This is a genomic window from Ruminococcus sp. BSD2780120874_150323_B10 (assembly GCF_015553695.1).
GTDB classification, from domain to species: Bacteria; Bacillota; Clostridia; order Oscillospirales; family Acutalibacteraceae; genus Ruminococcoides; species Ruminococcoides intestinale_A.
Window position 1 is genome coordinate 74,401 of the sequence record NZ_JADNHD010000007.1, and the last position, 22,247, is coordinate 96,647.

Sequence of the window (22,247 nt, forward strand, 5' to 3'; positions counted from 1 at the left end):
ATGGCTGCATAAAGTCAATAAACTTGCCTGCCAATGCTACGGCGGAAGAAATAGGAAATGCAATAATTGATGTATTCAAAGCCGCCGAAGTATATTATGAACAAAATCCTATGGAATATTGATTAGGTGTATAGAACTACCACCTCTGATTATTATGTCAGGGGTGGTAATTAACAGAAAAACAAAGAGTGTAAAGTGTTCAGTTTTTTAATTACGGTACAGATAACAATTCAATACTACTTGCAAAGTTTCTAATAAACATCGTGCTTTTTTTTGATGATTTTATAACTGATAATAATTTGAAATGGTGTGTATAGTTATGCGAAAAATAATAAATAAAAATATTTGCTTTATGGGGATATTAATTACTCTGCTTGAATTAGCTGTATTCTTATCGACACCTTACTCAAAATCGATTTTACCGGTTTATCCTTTAAATAATTTAATATGGTCAATTGTTTTATTTACGGTATTCTTTTTTTCATTCAGTGCATTTGTTATATTTGGCTTTGCTAAGAAAACTTTTTTACTGTATAAAAAGCAAATAGTAATATCCTTTTTTGCTCTTTTATTCATAAGAGTTATACTTGATATTGGCTGTTATATTTTTAAAAGTACAGAGATTAAATCTATATATAGCTTATTAACGGATTGCGTATTTTTTGTAATTATATTCCAAATTATTACATTTGCTTATACCGGCAGAAATTTATTAAAAGATATATATGGTAAAATTAAGGGCAAAGAAAAATCTATAGTAGTTATATTATTATTTTATGTTTTAGTTGTGGCTATAGTTGTTTCTTATTTAGTCTATATATTTATAAATTTGCAAATGTATGCAGAAAAATATACAATTGATTCGTCATTTTATCTTTTTAAAAGTATGAATTATAACTTTAATTCACAGTTGTTAAGAATGTTTACGGCAATCATTTTACAAATACTTCTTGTAATAATACTTAATAATCTATATGCAAATAATTTTGACGCAGATTTATATTGGTCAAAAATATTTTTAAATATTATTGCACGAACAATAGTAGCTTTTATAGCAATATTTGTATTATTGTTTATTAAAATTTGTATCTCAAATGTCGGTACTATTGCAAAAACACCGGAAAGATCATCTGATTGCTACATTGGATTACCGAATTTAATTTCTAATAGCTTTGTCTATAAACAAATATATAGGGTAAAAGGTAATTCATCGCAGATATTATCATACGAAAATACAGATGTTAAAATAAAATATCATGACGAAGAATTACTCGATTTTAAGCTAAATAATTTTTTTGATTATGAATACATAAATAAAGAGCAGAATAACATAAATAATTCAAATTCAGGTGCATCAATTAAAATACAAGATCAAGAAGTGGTATTCTTTTCAAATCAATATATAGCTTATGCAAAAAACGATACCCCTTATGTCATAGCCTTTGATGATATTAAAAATCAAAATGAGAATGAGGTTATAACAAATTTTTTAGAGTATATGATTACTTGTGGATATTGGGATTACTTTGAGTACGGTTGTGATTATCTTAAAAAGTATGATTCGGATTTTATAAAGCCGTATATAGAAAGATATGCAAATGGCAATTTTACGGAAGATGAGATTAATGAAAATCGTGAAATCAATACTGAATATATGACGAATTTTGCTCAAAAAATGCTTGAAATTAAATGAAAAAAGAGATGGATATGTTGGAAGATAAAATTATAGATTTATTATCTAAAAAAACTAAATGTCCTGTTTGCGGAGAAGAATGTATCAGTTGGTATAAAAAAGGTTTTTATACCAATTTTTGGAAAGAAAAAGAATGCCCCAATTGCAAAGCAACTTTAAAACTTAAAGGCAAAATAATATGGGTAAATAGGTTGATTGATCTGTTTTTTTTGATATGGTATATTTTCTTGTTTATTAATATACCGCAATTGTGTAGCTTATTATTGCTGCTTTATATTTGCTTCAAATTATTTTGGGAAGTTTTAGTGGTTGGTCCTTTTTCAACAATAGTTCCATATAACAGTACCCCTCTTGATGATTTATTAAACAGTTTCAGAAAATTAAAAGCACTGGATAAAAAGGGAAAGATAAAGGTTGCAGCGGTAATAACAGCATTTGTTCTTGCTTTTGTCGGAATTGGGGTTTGTATTAATCATCGGAAAAATATAGAAAATAATCTTACCGACCTAACTTATGACATAGTACAGGAGTCTTGCGATAATTACGGAGATTACTCAAAAAGCAAATATCAGGATATAGTATCGGAGCAAATTTATAAAAATATGAATTATCTGTATGTGGAGAATTGTACAGACAAAAACAATTTAGAAATTTTTGAGTCAAAGTTTACGAGTATTGAACCGCAGATATTGTCTTTAAAATCTGCGGAAGTAAACTATAGCTGTTATTTTAGATATCAACTGAATAATGAGTATGACAGTTATATTGCTAAGGATCTTTCTTATACGGTGCAATGGAAATCGGATGATAATAATGTTTGGCGAGTGTCTGATTTTGACGGGGATTTGTGATAAAAGGAAAACTTAATTTTTAGGTGAATTACAATGAAAATAAAAAAATCTAAAACAAAAATAATCGTATTGTCTGTTTTTTCTGTTTTGGCAATTATAGGATTTTTATCATATCGTGTTGAGCTTTATCACAGAACAAATGATCCTAATAAGGAAAGAATATTTGAAATAGAGGATTGCGCTCGTAACAGGAAATTAAAATTATACGATTATGAAAAAGAACTTCCTTATAATGCTGAATCAGTGCGTGTTTTTATGATACAAGATTGCCCAAATAATGAAGAAGATACTAAAAATTTAATTTATGAATTTTTAGACGCCTATGACTATAAAAATGAAATGAAAAAGTATAATACCGATAAATTTGTAGTTAATTTTATGAAACCAAGTTGGAGATTTCCTGTGTATTGGACAGAAGAATGGGATATGAAACATACATGGCACAGAGATGGCAGTTATTTGGCAAATTATTTTGAAAGTAACAGAGTTGCGTATTTGCGGTGCGATGCTAACGGAATTAGATTTGAAAAGTATTTTTAGACAAAACCACCTCTGATTGTTATGTCAGGGTTGGTAAGGTACCATTTGATAATCAATGGAAAAACAGAGGAGGAGAAAGATGAGTGTACAACCTTATCCGTGGACAGTAAGAATATATAAAGGAGAGGGAAGATTTTTAATTGTTGCAGAAGTTGAACATAGGGCCGGTTACAATACATGTGCTGATAAGTTAGTAACAATTAATGAAACAGAAGATAATCTTGTAACTAAGTTAGGAAATGAAGCTCTTTTAGGGTTAAAATCTATTGGGGACAGTCCGTTGTATATAGGAAAACCAAATGATTTTTGGAAAAAGGGTTCTAAGTATAAGGGCTATATAACCTTTTGGAAACATAATCTTTTATCATGTATAGAATTGTATGAAGATGGAAGTTATAGAGTTTGTGCAACTGAAAAATTTAGAGAAAAAAAGGGCGGATATTATGGCTGCATAAAGTCAATAAACTTGCCTGCCAATGCTACGGCGGAAGAAATAGGAAATGCAATAATTGATGTATTCAAAGCCGCCGAAGAATATTACGAACAAAATCCTATGGAATATTAATTAAAAAGAAATATAGATATGGATAAAAATAAAATTACAAAACTTAATTTTCAGGTGAATTACAATGAAAATAAAAAAATCTAAAACAAAAATAATCGTATTATCTGTTTGTTCTGTTTTGGCGATTATAGGATTTTTGTCATATAGTGTTGAGCTTTATCACAGAACAAATGATCCTAATAAGGAAAGAATATTTGAAATAGAGGATTATTCTCATGACAGGAAATTAACACCGTACGGTACCGAAAAAGATCTTCAATATAATTCTGAATCGATTAGGGCATTTATAATACAAAATTGTCCCGATAATGAGGAGAAAACCAAAGCATTAATTTATGAATTTTTAAATACATATAATTACAAAAATGAAATGGAAAACTGCGGTACGGATAAAATTTATATAGATTTTATGAAACCGAGTTGGAGATTTCCTGTGTATTGGACAGAAAAATGGGATATGAAACATACATGGCACAGAGATGGCAGTTATTTGGCTAATTATTATAACAGCAACAGAGTTGCATGGGTTGAATGTGATGTAAACGGTATTTTGGGAGAAAATTATTATTTTGACAAAACCACCTCTGATTCTTATGTCAGGGGTGGTAAATACCGATAACAGTCGCTACATTGCTAATCGTTCTAATTGTACGGTACAATGGGTATTGGAAGATAATGTTTGGCGAGTTTCCGGTTATGACGAGCGTTCGTGATTCAGAAAAGCAGAGATTAAAAATTTTTCTTGCTTTAGGCTTGAACGAAAAAATATAAAAAAATATAAGAATGAGGGAGAATAATATGAACAGTAAATTGAAAAAATGCTTACCTTTTATAATTGTGGTTGCACTCGAATTAATATCGCTGATTTTTTATAATGAGGAACATAGCTTTTTGCGGATGAAGTGCATAGGAATACTTGCTATGGGAGGATTCAAATTTGCAATACCAATGCTAATATTTAATGCGGCTTTTGTGTTTGTGTATCTGCTGGCATATAATTATGTGGTGATATTGGTTACCGATACACAATTTATGGCGAAAAAGGTGTTTAAAAATATCGGTATTTTGTTTGCCGTAAGAACAGGTTTTGATATTTTATATTATTTGCTTAACGCATCAGTGACATGTTTAAGTGAAACCTACATTGATTTTTCGTATTTAATAAATTCATCGTTTGCGGTTGTTATGTTTGTGGTAATACTAAAAAATTGTGCAAACATATCATTAAAGGAGATTAAAACCAATGTCAAGGCGAGAAAAAGTGCAATATTTTTTGCTGTAATATTTCTGATTACAAATATTATCTTCTTTGTGTATTATATTATTATGAAAGGCCTTGCTTCGGAGAATTATATGATAGGCCTTGCTTTGAAGAATTATGAAATTTTTGATAATATGATGTCAGAAAATAATTTTATGTATAATTTTATATCTTATTCGTTCTATGTTATCAGTGCGGTTTCATTGACATTACTCGGTGTTTTGTTTATTAACTTTGTAAAAAAAGTTAGTAATAAAGAAAATGTAAACGCTATGGTTTAGCTTGGAATAATTAAAATTCAGGTCACTTTTTTGTGATTTGCGTGTTAAAAAGAGAATAATTAAGTAATACTCCGCCACTTTACAACGATGGCGGAGTATCTTTGTTGAACGGCTTAAAAAATATTTTTCTTTATTCTGTCAAGTGCGCCTTTTTCTATTCTGCTGACTTGTGCCTGTGAAATGCCTATTTCGCTTGCAACCTCCATTTGAGTTTTGCCTCGGAAAAACCGCATTGTCAATATCCTTTTTTCACGGTCGGAAAGGTTTGCGATTGCTTCTTTTACCGCAATTTCTTCAAGCCAGGTTGTGTCGTCGTTTTTGTCACCAATTTGGTCCATAACATAAATGGTGTCATTGCCGTCCGAAAAAACAGGCTCGTACAATGAAACAGGTTCAATTATTGCCTCGAGTGCAAGCACAACATCGTGTTTTGGCACTCCCATTATTTTTGCGATTTCTTCAACTGTCGGCTCTCGGTTTTCTTTATTGGTGAGTTGTTCTTTGATTTGCATAGCCTTATAGGCGGTGTCACGCATTGAGCGTGATACTCTGATAGCGTTATTATCTCGCAGGTATCTTCGTACCTCGCCGATAATCATAGGTACTCCGTAGGTGCTGAAACGCACATCGAGTGACGGGTCGAAATTATCAATTGCTTTGATAAGTCCGATTACACCGACTTGAAATAAATCATCGGGATTTTCACCACGGTTTGTAAAGCGCTGAATTACCGAAAGTACAAGGCGCAGGTTGCCGTTTATCATTGCGTCCCTTGCTTTTTTACGCTCTTGTTCACTGCCGTTCTTTATTGTGTTGAGCAGTGCTTTCTTTTCTTTTTCACTTAGGACTTTAAGCTTAGATGTGTTTACTCCGCAAATTTCAACTTTACCATACTGCAAAAAATTACCCCCAAGCAATTTCTTACAATAAGTATTGCCATAATAGGGGAGATTAATACAGTTATAATAAAAAAGGTTTGGTTTAGCGGAGTGTCGGTCGGGCATTGAAAATTAGCTAACGCTAAATTATCAGCAAAAGAACAAAAAAGTTTACTCAATTTTTTCAAAAATTGCGGGTTTGGGCAGCGCCCATAAAATCTTCCGATACAAAAATTTATCAGGCGCAAACAGCAACGCTGTTTGGCTATCGTTAGATTGCGTAAACGGAAAATATTTGTGGGCTTTGCCAACACCCACGACCTTTGAAAAGGTCGACCAAACTTTTATAATTAATTTGCAAATCAATTTGCTAAACCATAATTCAACTCGTTTTAACTCAACGCAACAAAAAAGAGATACCCACGAAAGGTATCTCTTGATTTAATTATTTTGCGTAATTGACAGCTCGGCTCTCTCTTATGATATTAACCTTAATCTGTCCCGGATATTCAAGCTCTTCTTCAATCTTCTTGCAGATTTCTCTTGCAAGCGGAAGCATACGCTCGTCATTTATGACTTCGGGTTTAACCATAATACGAACCTCACGGCCTGCCTGAATAGCATATGAGCTTTCAACACCCTCAAATGAAGATGCAACTTCTTCAAGCTTTTCAAGACGCTTGATGTAGTTTTCTACATTTTCTCTTCTTGCACCCGGTCTTGCGGCAGAGAGTGCGTCGGCAGCCTGTACAAGACAAGCTACAACCGTCTTTGCCTCAACATCACCGTGGTGAGCCTGAATAGCGTGAATAACCGCATCGTGTTCTTTGTATTTTCTTGCCAAATCTACACCGATCTGAACATGAGTTCCTTCGACCTCGTGGTCAATTGACTTACCGATATCGTGTAAAAGACCCGCACGCTTTGCAATTGTCGGATCCATACCAAGCTCGCTTGCCATCATACCTGCAAGATATGAAACTTCAAGTGAATGATTAAGTACATTCTGACCGTAGCTGGTACGATAACGAAGTCTGCCGAGTAACCTGACAAGCTCCGGATGAATGTTGTGTACGCCTGCCTCAAGCACTGCTCTTTCGCCGTCGTGCTTGATTGTAGCGTCAACTTCTCGTCTTGCTTTTTCAATCATTTCTTCGATTCTTGCCGGATGAATTCTGCCGTCTGAAATAAGTTTTTCAAGAGCAATCCTTGCAACTTCTCTTCTTACAGGCTCAAAGCTTGAAAGAGTGATTGCTTCCGGTGTATCGTCAATGATAAGATCAACACCTGTGAGTGTTTCAATGGCTCTGATGTTTCTGCCCTCACGACCGATAATTCTGCCCTTCATTTCGTCATTCGGAAGAGGAACTACGGAAATTGTAGCCTCTGCAACCTGCTCTGCGGCAAGTCGCTGAATTGCAAGAGAAATAATATTTCTTGCTTTTTCGTCCGCCTCATCCTTAAGCTGCTCCGTATATTCCATAATCTTAACGGATTTCTCATGAGCAAGCTCGTCCTCAAGTTGTGAAAGCAGGTAACTCTTTGCCTGCTCGGCTGTATAGCCGGAAATTTTCTCAAGCATTTCAAACTGACTTTTCTTGAGTGTTTCGATTTCCTCAAGCTTTGCATCAGCGTCTTTTAACTTACGAGAAAGCTTTTCGTCCTTAAGCTCCATGTTGTCAAGCTTTTTGTCGAGGGTTTCTTCCTTTTGCTGAATGCGTCTTTCCTGGCGTTGAACTTCTTTGCGGCGGTCGGCAATTTCTTTTTCGCTCTCGGTTCTGAAACGATGAACCTCGTCCTTGCCTTCTAAAACGACCTCTTTCTTTTTGGCTTCGGCTGTTTTCATAGCTTCCGACACGATTTTTCTTGCCTCTTCTTCTGCACTTCCGATTTCCTTTTCGGCAACATTTTTACGATAGCTTATACCTGCAAAAATGCCTATGCCCGCACCGAGAAGCAACGCAACAATAATTAATATTATTGCTAATAACGACATTCTGACACCTCCTTGTTTGATTTTTAATTAGATAATAAGTTTAAGTTCAATCAAACAGCCTTGTCGGTGCCGTTAGTAAAGATATTCAATTTTCATTTTTATAAAAATAATTTAATTTTAATATTTTTTATATGCTGTGGTTTGCAACAAAGGTATATTATAACGATTAATAAGTTATAAAAACTAAATAAAAAATATCTATAAATAACGGCTCTGAACGAGTCTGATTAATAAAAAATAGGTAAATTTGCATTAATCCTATTTAACCGCACTAACGGTATTATAAGTATTTTATCCTAATTTAATAAAAATGTCAAGAATATTAATGGCAATTTTGCAAATAAATAATTAAAAAGTGAAACATTCACAGGACAATTTGACAATAGCGTTCGTCAAATTGCAGTAAAAGATGCAGAAATTTTGTAAAATTTTCGTTTTTATGTAAAATTCATAAGAAATTTGTTAAAATTTTATCAAACACTTGAATAACAGCAAAAAATGTAATATAATTAAACTACCTTATAAATTAGGAGGAATTTAAAATGTCAGTAAAAGTTGCAATTAACGGTTTCGGCCGTATCGGTCGTCTTGCATTCAGACAGATGTTTGGTGCAGAGGGCTATGAGGTAGTTGCTATCAACGACCTTACAAAACCATCAATGCTCGCAGATCTTCTCAAGTATGATACAGCACAGGGCGGTTACTGCGGTAAAATCGGTGAGAACCTTCACACAGTAGAGGCTGATGACGAGAACAACACAATCACAGTTGACGGCAAGACTCTTACAATCTATGCTAAGGCTAACGCTGCTGAACTCCCATGGGGTGAGATCGGCGTAGATGTAGTTCTTGAGTGCACAGGTTTCTACACATCAAAGGCAAAGAGCCAGGCTCACATTGATGCCGGCGCTAAGAAGGTTGTTATTTCTGCTCCTGCAGGCAATGATCTTAAGACAATCGTTTACAGCGTAAACGAGGGTACACTTACAGCTGATGATACAATCATTTCTGCTGCTTCATGTACAACAAACTGTCTCGCTCCTATGGCTAACACACTTAACAAGTATGCTGAGATCCAGAGCGGTATTATGTCAACAATCCACGCTTACACAGGCGATCAGATGATCCTCGACGGTCCTCACAGAAAGGGTGACCTCAGAAGAGCAAGAGCAGGTGCTGCTAACATCGTTCCTAACTCAACAGGCGCTGCTAAGGCTATCGGTCTTGTTATTCCTGAGCTCAACGGTAAGCTCATCGGTTCTGCACAGCGTGTTCCTGTTCCAACAGGTTCAACAACAATTCTTACAGCTGTTGTTAAGGGTAAGGATGTAACAGTTGAGGGCATTAACGCTGCTATGAAGGCTGCTGCTTCTGAGTCATTCGGTTACAACGAAGATCCAATCGTTTCTTCAGACGTAATCGGTATGAGATTCGGTTCACTCTTCGATGCTACACAGACAATGGTATCAAAGATTGCTGACGATCTCTATGAGGTACAGGTTGTTTCTTGGTATGACAACGAGAACTCATACACAAGCCAGATGGTTAGAACAATTAAGTACTTTGCTGAATTAGGCTAATATTAACCTATAATTTATCAGGTATAAACTTTAAGCTGTCTCTTTTGAGGCAGCTTTTTGTTTTTATAAAAATTTTTCTGTTGATATTTACTTTTATACTTTTGTATGTTAAAATTTTAGTGTATAAAAATATTTGCAATGTTTTGCAAAGGAGAACGGAAATTATGAACTCTAAGTTAAAAAACAGTGATACTGATTTTCTTTTTAAAGCAATTCTTTCTCTTGAAAACGAAGAGGAGTGTTATCGCTTTTTTGAAGATTTATGCACAAGTCCTGAACTTAAGGCTATGTCACAAAGACTTGTTGTAGCAAAAATGCTTACAGAAAAAAAGGTTTATTCTGAAATTGTAAAAGAAACGGGTGCGTCAACCGCAACAATCAGTCGTGTAAAGCGTGCTCTTTTTGATAACGATACCTACGGTTACACACTTGTACTCGATAAAATCGCCAAAGAGGAAAACAAATGAGTTACAATATTTTTGCCGATTATTATGATGTATTAATGCAAAATGTCGGCTACAAAGAGCGAAGCGACTACATTTGTGAGCTTATGAAAAGGCATAATCACGAATTTGGCATTACACTTGACCTTGCCTGCGGTACGGGCAGTCTTACTACGGAGTTGGCGCTTAAGGGCATAGATGTTTACGGAATTGACGCAAGTGCGGAAATGCTTAGCGAGGCAATGCAAAAGTCGAGCGAAAAAGGGCTTAATATTTTATATTTAAAGCAGAAAATGCAGAATCTTAACCTTTACGGCACTATAGATACTTGTATTTGTACGCTGGACAGCATAAATCACATTACAAAAGAAGAAGATGTGACAAAGGCTTTTGAGCGTGTAGCTTTCTTTATGGATAAAGACGGTTTGTTTGTATTTGATGTCAATACCGTTTATAAACACGAACAGGTGCTTGCAAATAATACATTTGTATATGAAACCGATAAGGTATTTTGCGTGTGGCAGAATACTTTACGGGAAAACTGCGTGACGGATATTGACCTTGACTTTTTTGAAGAAGAAAACGGCATTTATTATAGAACAAGCGAGAGCTTTTCGGAGCGTGGATATTCAAGAGAAAAACTGACGGAAATGCTTGTAAATGCGGGTTTTGAACTTGAGGCTGTATATGGAGATATGAGTTTTGACGAACCGAAAGCCGACGAACAAAGGCTTGTTTTTGTGGCAAGAATGAAAAATCCAATCAATAAGGAATGTTAACGGGAGAATAATATGGATAAAATTATAAGATGTATAACATCGGACGGCGCAGTAATGGCATCGGCTATTGATGCGTCCGATATTGTTTTTAAGGCACAGAAAATTCACGGACTTTCAAGAAGCGCTACTGCGGCACTCGGCAGACTGTTGTGTGCGACTTCTATGATGGGTGCAATGCTCAAGCAGAAAGACGCATCAATTAACCTTAGAGTATCGGGTGACGGAGAACTCGGACCCGTAATAGCGGTTGCGGACAGTAAGGGTAATGTTCGTGGATATGTAGGAAACGCAAATTGCCCTACCGAATACTATAACAACGGCAAAATCAATGTTTCAAAAGCAGTAGGTAAAAACGGTGTGCTTAATGTAATGCGTGATTACGGTTCAGGCGACCCGTATATCGGTCAGGTTGAGCTTGTAAGCGGAGAGATTGCCGAGGATATTACCAATTATTTTGCAACAAGTGAGCAGATTCCCACAGTATGTGCGCTTGGCGTTCTTATTAATAAAGAGGACGGCGAAGTGATGCTCGCAGGCGGATTGCTTATTCAGCTTTTGCCGGGTGCTTTTGAAGATACAATTGAAAAACTTGAAAAGAATCTCGAAACTCTCGAGCCTGTTACAACTATGCTTGCAAAGGGAATGAGTATTCTTGATATATGCAAAACCGCTCTTGCAGGCTTTGAGGTGGAAGTGCTTGACGAGTACCCTGTAAAGTATGTTTGCACTTGTTCAAGAGAAAAACTCGAAAGACTTTTCTGTACAATGAGCGACGATGAAATTCGTGCAATGCCTGATGAAAACGGCAGAGTAGTGGCTAATTGTCATTTCTGTAACAAGAAGTATATCTTTAATAAAGAAGACCTTGAGAAGATTATTAAAGAGAAAAATTCCAAGGATAACACTTCCAAAGACAAAAAGTCAAAAGAGTAAATTGTCGTAAAATATCGTGTTGCTTTGCTTTTGTAAAGTTTTTTTGAAAAAAATTCAAAAAAGTGTTGACATTTGAGCCGATATGGTGTATTATAATACCTGTCGCTAAGAGATACGACAAACGAAAGCGAAGCGACAAAGGCAATGGGAGCATAGCTCAGCTGGGAGAGCATCTGCCTTACAAGCAGAGGGTCATAGGTTCGAGTCCTATTGTTCCCACCATTTGGCCCGGTAGTTCAGTTGGTTAGAACGCTAGCCTGTCACGCTAGAGGTCGACGGTTCGAACCCGTTCCGGGTCGCCAAATTTTGCCTCTGTAGCTCAGTCGGTAGAGCAGGGGACTGAAAATCCCCGTGTCGATGGTTCGATTCCGTCCGGAGGCACCAAAAAATGCGGATGTAGCTCATCTGGTAGAGCGCCACCTTGCCAAGGTGGAGGTAGCGGGTTCGAGCCCCGTCATCCGCTCCAATAAAAACACTTGTAAGTCAAGTGCTTTTTTATTCTCAACAAATTGATAATTTAATATGTATTTTTGAGTCTTTACAGACCGAAACAAAGGCAACAATTACCAAATGGGAGCATAGCTCAGCTGGGAGAGCATCTGCCTTACAAGCAGAGGGTCATAGGTTCGAGTCCTATTGTTCCCACCACATTTGGCCCGGTAGTTCAGTTGGTTAGAACGCTAGCCTGTCACGCTAGAGGTCGACGGTTCGAACCCGTTCCGGGTCGCCAATTTTTTGCCTCTGTAGCTCAGTCGGTAGAGCAGGGGACTGAAAATCCCCGTGTCGATGGTTCGATTCCGTCCGGAGGCACCAAAAATGCGGATGTAGCTCATCTGGTAGAGCGCCACCTTGCCAAGGTGGAGGTAGCGGGTTCGAGCCCCGTCATCCGCTCCAAAAGAAAGCACTTGTCAGCAGACAGGTGCTTTTACTTTTTGAAAATTAAGTATGCAAAAAAGTAATGCTTACGCATTATGGGGTAAATAAAGGTTCTGTTCTGAATGTTGACATAACAATAATAAATTATTGTTTAGCAAATTCTTTCGACAGGTAATTATAAAAGTTTGGTCGACCTTTTCAAAGGTCGTGGGTGTGGGCAAAGCCCACAAATACTTTCCGTTTATGCAATCTAACGATAGCCAAACAGCTCGCTGTTTGGCGGCTTGAACACAACGGCATTAGCCTTTAAAAGTGCGATAGCAACAAGAAAGCCATTCGATATATAATGAAAAGTTAATCATTTCTTTTATAAAAGACAGTTGCCGCATCCGAAACATATGCAACCTAAAATACCGCATAAGAGCATTATAATTGATTTTTTCTTTGTCATAGAATTACCTCTTTTCAACATATAAGTTAGTCTAAACTAACTGCATACATATATATTACCACAAAATAAAATTTGCATGTTATAGCAGATATTTATTTTGCGGTAACTGATTTTATATTTTTATTATCGGCGTTGTGAAGTCTGCTCCGCACTTTTTAGGCGGATTTACAGCGAGTGAAAAAACATCTGTTGCGAAAATTTCTGTTTTAAGTAATTTTTCTGTATTGCCTCCGAGTGACAAACCTTTTTTTACAGAGGTTATAACGGGGAGAGTACAGCTTTTCAGGATTTTTGCACCGTCATTTGTAAAGCCGAGCACTCTTGCATAGCACGGTTCGGTGTTTTGAATTTCTTTTGTTATATTCAAAAGTGCGCATATTAAAATTCTGCGTAGTCTTGCAAGTGTGTAACGCTTTGATTTTACGGCAAACAATATTTCATTAACAGAATTATATTCGTGCACTGCCGTGTAAATTCTGTTTTCAAGTCCCTCGGTTACATCGGGTAAATCGGCAAGCTGATGAACAGACATGGAGCGCAATTTATACAGCAAGGCGGTTTCCAAATTATCGGGCAGAGCAAGCTCTGTCGGTTCAAAAGGAGCAAACTCCGCAATATTTTTGCCTTGCTTTAATTGTTCTCTTATATATGATGCGGAGGCAAAACCGTTTTCAGTGTTTTCGCTGTCGTGTTCAACTCCCTCACGACGGATTGGCAGTGGTGATATGTTGCTCGGCAATGCTTTAAGATATTCAACGGCAAGCACATTGTTTGGTGTGGCAAGGATTTCGGCTGTTTTATCGCCGTATATTGCACGCACGGCAGATTCAATTGCTTTCGGATAATACGAACCGTTTTGCATTTCCTTTGCCACAAGCGATTGTACGGCAGTATTTTTATGTGCGTCGGCTGTCTGTTTCAAAAGTTCAATATTACTGTTTTCACAACCGAATGCAAGATGTGTGAGTCGTGAAAAAGATGAGAGAATTTTAACTCCGCTTTTTGCAAATACTTCGGCATTTGATACGGCATAGGCGACAGGCAGTTCTATTACAAGGTCAGCGCCGCCGAGCAGGGCAGACTTTGCCCTTGTGAATTTGTCTGTAATTGCGATTTCGCCACGCTGTGTAAAGCTTGTGCTCATTACAACCGCAACAGGCTCGTTTACAAGGCTTTTTGCCTTTTGTATTAAATATTTATGTCCGTTATGAAAAGGGTTAAATTCGCAAATTATGCCGATTGCCATAGCATTACCTCGAAAAAGCAAAAAATTATTGTCAGATATTAAAAAATCACTTGAAAACTATTATAAAAAGTTTTATCATTATAATGTAACACTCACAGAGTGACTTTTAATTGTCCTCAGATATATTATATATCAAAAATCGCTTTAGGACAACTAATATAGTTGAAAGGATGAATAATAATGAAGGTTCTCGTTATTAACGCAGGCAGCTCATCACTTAAATATCAGCTTATTGATATGGACAGCGAAAAGGTACTTGCAAAAGGAAACTGTGAAAGAATCGGTCAGGAGGGTGCATTTATCGGTTTTAAAGCTCCTGACGGCACAAAAATTGAACGCAAAACAGAGATGGTTAATCATACACAGGCTTTTGAGGCTGTTAAGGACGCACTTCTTGATCCGCAGTATGGTGCAATCAAGGATTTGTCAGAGGTTAGCGCAATCGGTCACAGAGTAGTGCAGGGCGGCAGCTATTTTAATAAGTCGGTTCTCGTAACAGACGATGTTATCAAGAAGATTGAAGAGCTCGCTCCTCTTGCTCCTCTCCACAACCCCGCTCACATTCAGGGTATCAATGCTTGTACAAAGGTATTCGGCAAAGATGTTCCTCAGGTTGTAGTATTTGATACCGCTTTCCATCAGACAATGCCGGAAAAGGCTTATATGTTTGCTATTCCATATAAATACTATGAAAAGTACGGTATCCGCCGTTACGGCTTCCACGGTACTTCTCACCGTTATGTATCACAGAAAATGGCTGAACTTATGGGCAAGAATATTGAAGATACAAAAATCATTACTTGTCACATCGGCAACGGTTCATCAATCACAGCTATCAAGGGCGGCAAGGTAATTGATACATCAATGGGTCTTACTCCGCTCGGTGGCTTTATGATGGGTACTCGTTCAGGTTCTCTTGACCCATCCGTAATTACATTTATTGCAGAAAAAGAGAATGTTTCTGCAGAAGAAATGCTTAAGATTCTTAATAAGGAATCAGGTCTTTTGGGTGTATCGGGTGTATCTTCCGATGACCGTGATGTTTGCGCTGCAGAACAGCAGGGCAACCACAGAGCACACCTCGCACACGAGATGCTTTATTATCAGATTGCAAAGACAATCGGTTCTTATTATGTTGCACTCGGCGGTTGTGACGCTATTGTATTTACAGCCGGTATCGGCGAAAATCAGCCACAGCTCCGTGAAACTGTTTGCGATTACATTTCTTGCCTTGGTGTAGAGATGGACAAGGAATTTAACAAGAAAGCAAAGTGCGGCGTTACAGGCACACTTTCAACTCCAAACTCAAAAATCAGAGTTGAGCTTATTGCTACTAACGAAGAACTTGTTATTGCAAGAGATACAAAGGAAATTGTAGAGGCTCTTTAATTAAAACTACATATAAAAATAAGGTGGCTGTTCGTAGCGGACAGCCACCTTTTGCGTTACACGGAATCATTATTAACCGCAGTATCGGAGTCGGTATCTCTGAATAAAAGTGAAATACACCAAATTGCGGCGAGCGCAACGAGAATGTAAACAATTCGGCTTATAATTCCTGTCTGACCGCCGCAAATCCAGGCGACAAGGTCAAACTGAAAAATACCTACACAGCCCCAGTTAAGTCCGCCTATAATTAAAAGCGTCAGGGCAATTTTATCAATCATAATAATCCTCCTTAATTATAATTGTAAAAATATTATTGACGCTTTTAAAATAAATATTCAGTTAATCAGGGAAAATAATCGGGAACAATAACATAAAGATTAAAAACATAAATCCGAGGCCGATTACGGCAAGTCCGATAATACGGGTAATTTTCGTTGCTTTTTTCAGCTTGTACTTTGAAATCATATTTTCGGTGGGAAACGGAAGTAAAATAAGCATTACGCCGAGAATATCGCAGCTTGCAACCGTAATTATCATTCCGGCAGTTCGCAAAAACGCAAAAAGAAAAATTCCGATAGGAATACCGAAAAAGCAAATCATATTTATAATGCTGAACAATTTACCGTACTTTTCGGTAGTTTCGTAATATTTATTTGCATTGCCGTGACATTCCTCACTGCAATATTGTTCAAAATAGGATATTTCTTTTGCGCAATAATCACATTTTTTCAAGTTTTCAGAACCTTTCACTTATATTATAAACTATTCTAACACATTACACCGCTTTTTTCAATGATATTTAAGTGAATGGAATGGGAAAGATGTTTATAATTTTATACAGCTGACACAGTCAGCTTAAGTCCTAAATGCTGCATAATTTTTAATAAAGTATCAATTTTTGGGATGGTTTTAAATGTTTCGATTCTTGCTACAGATGATTGAGGAATACCGCAAATATCAGCTAACTCACGCTGGCTTAGACCCAGTGAATTTCTTTTTTCAATAATTGCGCCGACAATTCCTGCAAGCTCTTCCATTTCTTCTATGTCTTGTTTTGCGGTGCTGTCTTCATTTTTAACAAAGTTTTTGTAATCATTCCAACTTTTCATTATGAGTTACCTCCCTTATTTCTGTTCAGATAATCATTTCTTTCTGATTTTGCTTTTTCAATTTCCCTACGAGGAGTTTTTTGAGATTTTTTTCTGAAATGATGCAGTAAGACAAAAGTATCATTTTTAACAAAGAAATAAAAAATTCTGTTATTACCCGGGCGAAGCTCCCATATATCTTCGTCAAGATGTTTGGTAATGTTTTCATTTAGTTTAGTACCGTTGTTTTGCAGTAATTCAATGTAAAAAATAATTTGTTTATATTGTATTCTTGCATCTTTATTTGTTTTGGACTGTTTTCTTAGTTTTTCAAGAAAATTCCAAAGTTCTGATTCACAGTTTGCGTTTTCGTAAAATTCAATTCTATACATATATTGTACCTTTGTATATTTAGTATATGATTATGATAGCACAAAAGCTATCATAAGTCAATATATGTAAATTATATTGTATTTATAAAAAATATATGCTATGCTTTCTTTGAGGAGATGGTAGAATGTCTAATTTTTTTGTGGCTCTGTATGCGGTACTGCCTATGTTTATAATGCTTGCTATAGGTTTTACTGTGCGAAAAATGAAGGTGATTGAAGAGGCTCATTTGCCTGTGCTTAACAAAATCGTTTTTAATGTTTTCTTTCCGTTCTTGATGTTTAACAATATATATGCTTTTGATTTGTCGGCAGATTTTAATGCATCACTTCTTTTGTATGCGGTTGTTGCCGTAGCGGTTATTTACGGTTTGTCGGTTGGTTTTGCTTTAATTTTTGAAAAATCAAATAAAAGTCGTGGTGCCCTAATCCAGGCGATTTACAGGAGTAATTTTGTGCTTATGGGTTTGCCGATTGTAGGTAATATCTTTGGCAGCGGCAGACTTGGTATGACATCTATGCTTGTCACGGTTATTGTTCCGATGTATAATATTCTGGCTGTAATAACACTTGAAGTATTCAGGGGAGAGAGTATAAAAATTACAAAAATACTCAAAGGCATAGTTACAAATCCGCTGATTATCGGCTCGGTTGCAGGTATTTTGTTTGCGGTTTTCGGTATTAAATTACCTGAAATTGCAGAGAGCGTTATTTCTGATATGGCGTCGGCGGCAACACCGCTTGCGTTGATTGTACTCGGAGCATCTTTTGAATTTGCAAGCATAAAAAGATACAAGAAAAACCTTATTGCGGTTATTTTTGCAAGACTTATTATTGTGCCTGCAATCAGTCTTTCCGTAGCTATTATGATTGGTTTCAGGGGAATTGATTTAGTTTCGCTTATCGGAATTTTTGCATCGCCCTGCGCTGTGTCTTCTTATACCATGGCAAGGCAAATGGACAGCGATTATGAATTATCGGCAGGTACCGTAGTTTTTACAACTATGCTTTCGTGTTTTACTTTATTCGGCTGGATTTATTTTTTAAAAGAGTTAAATTTCTTCTGATGTACAAACTGCACAAATATCACATACAAAGCTTATACAACATATATAAATGGCTGATTTTGAATGAAATTAAAAAATATGCTTGATTTTGAAGTATTATGTGCTATAATAAAGCCATAAGATAAATTATAACAAATTTTCAATTATATGTTTTGAAAAAGTTTATAGTTATTTCTTTCTTTTAATTTTTGTGAGCATAGAAAAGAGCAAGACTTTGTCTTGCTTTTTTCTTTTTCTGTGTTTTTTGCACATATAATATTGTTGTATAATAGATTACATATTCAGAATAAAAAATGACAATCGAATAAAATTTACTAAAATGATAAAAAGTATTGACAAAAATAATTAAATAGTATATATTTAAGATGTACTATTTAAATTAATACAATAAATCCAATGAGTGCAATTTATAAGATTGGAGGTAGAATAATGATTCAGATTGACTTGACATCAAGAGTACCGATTTATGAACAAATTTGTACCAATATAATTCGTCTTGCATCAGCGGGAGTATTGAAGCCGGGTGATAAATTGTTGCCTGTAAGAAGTCTTGCATCTGAGCTTGGCATTAACCCTAATACCGTAGCAAAAGCATATAAATTGCTTGAAAATGACGGGTATATTGTATCCAATGTCGGACGGGGAAGTTATGTATCCGATAAACTGACAAAGGATTGTGCCGAAAGAGCCATGGCGCTCGATGATTTTAAACAGAGCACAAAAATAGCAAATTTACTGAGCGTTGACAAGGCAGAGCTTAATAGAATTATTGAAAATATTTATAACGGAGGTGGCATTGATGATTGAAATTTGCGGACTTACCAAGAGGTTCGGCAAGGTTAATGCTGTAGATAATATGACCGTGAATATTCCAAACGGTGCGGTTGTAGGTCTTGTAGGCAGTAACGGCAGCGGTAAATCAACACTTTTGCGTATGCTTGCGGGAGTATATGCACCTGACGGAGGAACTGTAAAAGTTGACGGCATACAGCATTTTGATAATCCCGTAACTAAAGGAGAATGCTTTTTTATACCTGACTTCCCGTATTTTTACAATACAAGTACGGTAGAGAGTACGGCTTTTCTTTACAGACGACTTTATCCGAATTGGAGCGAACAGGAATATAACAGACTTTGTTCGATTTTCCCGATTAACATAAACGCACCTATTATTAATATGTCAAAGGGTATGCAAAGACAGGCGGCGCTTATTTTGGCGCTTTCAACCTGTCCGAAATATTTATTCCTTGACGAAATATTTGACGGTCTTGACCCTGTAGTAAGACATATGCTCAAAAGCCTGCTTGCTGAAAAGGTGGCAGACAATAATACAACCGTTGTAATTGCCTCTCATAACTTGAGAGAGCTTGAAGATTTGTGCGACAGACTTTGCCTTATGCATAGGGGACATATGATGCTTGAGCGTGGTATTGACGATTTAAGGCACGGTTTGCGCAAGGTACAGGTGGCATTTACGGAGTTGCCGTATAAGCCGAATATATTTGAGGGTATTAATGCAATTAATATAACCCGCAACGGCAATATATTTAATCTTACAATAAAGGGAACGGAAGAGGAGTTTATGCCAAAGCTTAAGGCACTCAATCCTGCTTTTGTTTCTGCAATACCTCTTACTTTGGAGGAAATATTTATTAGTGAAATGGGGGCGGCAGGATATGACATCCACAGTATCCTTTAAAGATAAGCTCAAGCAGATTTTTTCAGTTATTCTATGGGATTTGAAAGGCTGTAAAGGCTCGTTGATGGTATATACGATTTTGGCGTCGGTATTTACTGTTATAATTTTTACACTTGTTTTTGTGCTTACGGCAGATCAAACCTCATTTTCGCCTTTGTTTTCAACTGAAAGTTCACCGAAAATATCTCTAAGCGAAAAAATGCAGGTTTTTCAGGTTATTTCATCTGCCATTATCGGTTTTCTTACACTTATTTTTGCTATTATTTATACTGTGCAGATATTCTCGTATATGCACAACAAGCGTAAAGTCGATTTTTACGGTTCGCTTCCTATAAGCAGAGCAAGACTTTTCCTCGCCAAGTACGGTGCAGCTTATTTGTTCTCTATCATTCCTATGCTTGTGTTTATGGGCATTATTGCTATTGCGTCTGTTTGTACGGGTACGCTTTTACTTCCGCAGGTAACAAATATGTATGTTAATTTTATTGTGGGTACTCTTGCCTGCATAAGCGCATACGGTTTTCTGTCTGCTTGCTGTGGTACTACATTTAATACTGTTATTATGTTTATTGCGGTTTGTGCCTGCTATCCGTTATCTATGGTTTTTGTAAGGGCTTATATCGACGCTTTCTTTACAGGCTCATACACGGGTAATTTTTCTGACAGTTTTATAACAAATGCACTCAATCCTATTTCTGCTTACTTTGGCAACAATCTTATTTATTGGATAATTTTCAGTATAGTCTGCATTGCTTTGGGTACATTGCTGATTATGAAGAGAAGATCCGAAAGAGCCCAGACTTCATTTGCTTATTACATTCCTTGCCATATAATAAAAGTTATAGTTTCATTCCTTGCAGGTATGTTTCTCGGAACTATGTTCGGCGCTATAAATGTTTTTGGCAATGGCGTAGGCGGTTTTGTTTTTGGTTTTATTCTTGCAAGTGCGCCGACATTCCTTATCGTTCATATGATTTTCTACAAAGGCTTAAAGCAGATTGTAAGAACTATTCCGATTTATGCAGGTCTTGCTGTTGTGGTAATTGTCGGTGTGGTTCTTATTAATCTTGATGTGTTAGGCTACAATAATTATGTGCCTAAATCAGAAGATGTAAAGAGTGCGGGTTTGATTAGTTCAGAGTATAGCACTGTCGGCAAGAATATATCGAAATATTACACAAAGAGTGCGGGCGATTTTACAGACGAAGCTGACATTAAATCTATTATTAATGTTCACAATGAAATTCTCACCAAGAAAAAGACGAATACAACTTCTAAGGCTAAATTTTCAAGTGTGTGGGGCAGTATGCTTTACAATACCCTCAGAGAATATGCAAGCGACGAGATAATTACCGTTGCCTACAAGTTAAACAGCGGAAGAACCGTGACAAGATACTATTCTAAGAATCTGCTTGAAATGGCTGCGACATTTGGTTATGAGCCGATTGATTATACCGATGATACATATGATGTTGATTACGGTTATAGTTCATCTGGATTTACACAAATTTACACTGCCGCCAAACCTGTGCTTTCATCAAAGCCGTATATTATGAAATACTCTGGTGTGGCAAATGCCGGTCTGAACGAAGATTTCCAAGTAAGCAGTGTGACTGTTTATGCTTTGACCAAAACATATTCCGAGGACAGTGTATATTCGTCGACCATAGAAAACTATGGCGAGTATTCATATGATGAAAAAGAAAAAGATCCAAAAGAAATTGCTGCAAAGAAGAGTATTATGAATGATATAAACGCAGCATTTAAAAAAGACCTTGAGGCTGACACTGCTTATCTTAACGGTGTTTTGTATGATCCGTTTGCACTTCTTTACAATGATGATATTTATTATGATTCTTCTAATGACGATGATTCGGTTTTCAGCTTTGATTCTCTTAAATATATCAGAGAGAAGTATTCTAAGGATTATGTCTGCAAAATTCAATTACAATATACTAATTATGATCCTGAAAAAGCTAAAAAATTTATTTTCGGTACTAACAGTACAGATTCTGAGTATTACTTTGTACCGAAGTCATATACAAATACCATTGAGGTACTCAAAAAGTACGGCTTACTTAAAGCTGACTATACACTTAATAAAAACTCTGAGTATTTTAATGTTCCTGAATATGGTGATTACGACACAGTATATGAAAGATAAATAAATTACAGAGCGATTGTGTTGTGCAGTCGCTCTGTTTTTCTTTGACAAAGGGAGAGTAATCCATTATTATATTAG

The 22,247-nt window shown here is 36.3% G+C and carries 22 protein-coding genes and 8 tRNA genes; 23 read left to right on the plus strand and 7 right to left on the minus strand.

Going from position 1 to position 22,247, the window contains the following annotated elements:
- Positions 1-319: 319 nt before the first annotated feature.
- From I2E21_RS06090 to I2E21_RS06115, 6 genes are all read left to right on the plus strand, one after another.
- A complete protein-coding gene (locus I2E21_RS06090; RefSeq protein ID WP_195410722.1) occupies positions 320-1,693 on the plus strand; it encodes a hypothetical protein in 1,374 nt (457 codons plus the stop codon).
- Positions 1,690-2,544 (plus strand): hypothetical protein, encoded by an 855-nt coding sequence (locus I2E21_RS06095; protein ID WP_195410723.1) that lies wholly within the window; start codon positions 1,690-1,692, stop codon positions 2,542-2,544. Before I2E21_RS06090 ends, I2E21_RS06095 begins: the two co-directional genes overlap by 4 nt.
- A gap of 33 nt (positions 2,545-2,577) precedes the next feature.
- Entirely contained in the window at positions 2,578-3,084 is a 507-nt protein-coding gene (locus I2E21_RS06100) for a hypothetical protein (protein WP_195410724.1), read from the plus strand.
- Positions 3,085-3,163: 79 nt separating this feature from the next.
- The gene (locus tag I2E21_RS06105; RefSeq protein WP_195410725.1) at positions 3,164-3,649 is read left to right on the plus strand and encodes a hypothetical protein; all 486 of its coding nucleotides are present in this window, start codon (positions 3,164-3,166) and stop codon (positions 3,647-3,649) included.
- A gap of 64 nt (positions 3,650-3,713) precedes the next feature.
- A complete protein-coding gene (locus I2E21_RS06110) occupies positions 3,714-4,268 on the plus strand; it encodes a hypothetical protein (protein WP_195410726.1) in 555 nt (184 codons plus the stop codon).
- Between the two features lie 179 nt (positions 4,269-4,447).
- A complete protein-coding gene (locus I2E21_RS06115) occupies positions 4,448-5,191 on the plus strand; it encodes a hypothetical protein (protein ID WP_207735311.1) in 744 nt (247 codons plus the stop codon).
- Between the two features lie 113 nt (positions 5,192-5,304).
- Here I2E21_RS06115 and sigG read toward each other — a convergent pair whose 3' ends face one another.
- Entirely contained in the window at positions 5,305-6,090 is a 786-nt protein-coding gene (gene sigG, locus I2E21_RS06120; protein ID WP_186935268.1) for an RNA polymerase sporulation sigma factor SigG, read from the minus strand.
- 424 nt (positions 6,091-6,514) lie between these two features.
- Positions 6,515-8,065 carry a ribonuclease Y gene (gene rny / locus I2E21_RS06125; protein ID WP_022234350.1) on the minus strand — a complete coding sequence of 517 codons (1,551 nt, stop codon included), beginning with the start codon at positions 8,063-8,065 and terminating at the stop codon, positions 6,515-6,517.
- 542 nt (positions 8,066-8,607) lie between these two features.
- On the opposite strand from rny, the gene gap reads away from it, so the two are divergent.
- The 12 genes from gap (at position 8,608) to I2E21_RS06185 (ending at position 12,694) form a co-directional block, all read left to right on the plus strand.
- Positions 8,608-9,645, plus strand: a complete 1,038-nt coding sequence (gene gap, locus I2E21_RS06130) for a type I glyceraldehyde-3-phosphate dehydrogenase (RefSeq protein WP_022233849.1) — start codon at positions 8,608-8,610, stop codon at positions 9,643-9,645.
- 164 nt (positions 9,646-9,809) lie between these two features.
- The gene (locus tag I2E21_RS06135) at positions 9,810-10,112 is read left to right on the plus strand and encodes a YerC/YecD family TrpR-related protein (RefSeq protein ID WP_022233850.1); all 303 of its coding nucleotides are present in this window, start codon (positions 9,810-9,812) and stop codon (positions 10,110-10,112) included.
- A complete protein-coding gene (locus I2E21_RS06140; protein WP_195410728.1) occupies positions 10,109-10,867 on the plus strand; it encodes a methyltransferase domain-containing protein in 759 nt (252 codons plus the stop codon). The genes I2E21_RS06135 and I2E21_RS06140 overlap by 4 nt, the downstream gene beginning before the upstream one ends.
- 12 nt (positions 10,868-10,879) lie before the next feature.
- Positions 10,880-11,800, plus strand: coding sequence for an Hsp33 family molecular chaperone HslO (hslO, locus tag I2E21_RS06145; protein ID WP_022233852.1), 921 nt, complete (start codon positions 10,880-10,882; stop codon positions 11,798-11,800).
- A 146-nt stretch (positions 11,801-11,946) separates the two neighbouring features.
- Positions 11,947-12,022: transfer RNA gene (locus I2E21_RS06150), tRNA-Val, on the plus strand.
- Positions 12,023-12,025: 3 nt separating this feature from the next.
- Positions 12,026-12,102 (plus strand) — tRNA-Asp (locus I2E21_RS06155).
- A gap of 6 nt (positions 12,103-12,108) precedes the next feature.
- A tRNA-Phe gene (locus I2E21_RS06160) sits at positions 12,109-12,184 on the plus strand.
- A 6-nt stretch (positions 12,185-12,190) separates the two neighbouring features.
- A tRNA-Gly gene (locus I2E21_RS06165) sits at positions 12,191-12,266 on the plus strand.
- A gap of 106 nt (positions 12,267-12,372) precedes the next feature.
- A tRNA-Val gene (locus I2E21_RS06170) sits at positions 12,373-12,448 on the plus strand.
- A 5-nt stretch (positions 12,449-12,453) separates the two neighbouring features.
- Positions 12,454-12,530, plus strand: a tRNA-Asp gene (locus I2E21_RS06175).
- A 7-nt stretch (positions 12,531-12,537) separates the two neighbouring features.
- A tRNA-Phe gene (locus I2E21_RS06180) sits at positions 12,538-12,613 on the plus strand.
- 5 nt (positions 12,614-12,618) lie between these two features.
- Positions 12,619-12,694 (plus strand) — tRNA-Gly (locus I2E21_RS06185).
- A 545-nt stretch (positions 12,695-13,239) separates the two neighbouring features.
- Here the strand turns inward: I2E21_RS06185 and I2E21_RS06190 are convergent.
- Positions 13,240-14,373: a nucleotidyltransferase family protein gene (locus tag I2E21_RS06190; protein ID WP_195410729.1), complete on the minus strand. Its 1,134-nt coding sequence runs from the start codon at positions 14,371-14,373 to the stop codon at positions 13,240-13,242.
- Between the two features lie 180 nt (positions 14,374-14,553).
- Between I2E21_RS06190 and I2E21_RS06195 the strand changes: the two genes are divergently transcribed.
- Complete coding sequence (locus I2E21_RS06195) at positions 14,554-15,762, plus strand: acetate kinase (protein ID WP_022234184.1); 1,209 nt, start codon at positions 14,554-14,556, stop codon at positions 15,760-15,762.
- 56 nt (positions 15,763-15,818) lie between these two features.
- On the opposite strand, the gene I2E21_RS06200 is transcribed toward I2E21_RS06195, so the two are convergent.
- From I2E21_RS06200 to I2E21_RS06215, 4 genes are all read right to left on the minus strand, one after another.
- Positions 15,819-16,040 carry a DUF378 domain-containing protein gene (locus I2E21_RS06200; protein ID WP_022234185.1) on the minus strand — a complete coding sequence of 74 codons (222 nt, stop codon included), beginning with the start codon at positions 16,038-16,040 and terminating at the stop codon, positions 15,819-15,821.
- Positions 16,041-16,101: 61 nt separating this feature from the next.
- Positions 16,102-16,494: a hypothetical protein gene (locus I2E21_RS06205; protein ID WP_022234186.1), complete on the minus strand. Its 393-nt coding sequence runs from the start codon at positions 16,492-16,494 to the stop codon at positions 16,102-16,104.
- Between the two features lie 101 nt (positions 16,495-16,595).
- Entirely contained in the window at positions 16,596-16,871 is a 276-nt protein-coding gene (locus tag I2E21_RS06210; protein ID WP_195410730.1) for a helix-turn-helix transcriptional regulator, read from the minus strand.
- Positions 16,871-17,242 (minus strand): type II toxin-antitoxin system RelE/ParE family toxin, encoded by a 372-nt coding sequence (locus I2E21_RS06215; protein ID WP_195410731.1) that lies wholly within the window; start codon positions 17,240-17,242, stop codon positions 16,871-16,873. Before I2E21_RS06215 ends, I2E21_RS06210 begins: the two co-directional genes overlap by 1 nt.
- Positions 17,243-17,367: 125 nt before the next feature.
- Here I2E21_RS06215 and I2E21_RS06220 point away from each other — a divergent pair, with 125 nt between their 5' ends.
- From I2E21_RS06220 to I2E21_RS06235, 4 genes are all read left to right on the plus strand, one after another.
- On the plus strand, positions 17,368-18,306 hold the full coding sequence (locus I2E21_RS06220; protein ID WP_022234187.1) for an AEC family transporter: 939 nt from the start codon (positions 17,368-17,370) through the stop codon (positions 18,304-18,306).
- Positions 18,307-18,735: 429 nt separating this feature from the next.
- Entirely contained in the window at positions 18,736-19,113 is a 378-nt protein-coding gene (locus tag I2E21_RS06225; RefSeq protein ID WP_186935263.1) for a GntR family transcriptional regulator, read from the plus strand.
- Positions 19,106-20,005 (plus strand): ABC transporter ATP-binding protein, encoded by a 900-nt coding sequence (locus tag I2E21_RS06230; RefSeq protein ID WP_022234189.1) that lies wholly within the window; start codon positions 19,106-19,108, stop codon positions 20,003-20,005. Before I2E21_RS06225 ends, I2E21_RS06230 begins: the two co-directional genes overlap by 8 nt.
- On the plus strand, positions 19,983-22,169 hold the full coding sequence (locus I2E21_RS06235; protein ID WP_195410732.1) for an ABC transporter permease: 2,187 nt from the start codon (positions 19,983-19,985) through the stop codon (positions 22,167-22,169). The genes I2E21_RS06230 and I2E21_RS06235 overlap by 23 nt, the downstream gene beginning before the upstream one ends.
- Positions 22,170-22,247: the final 78 nt, after the last annotated feature.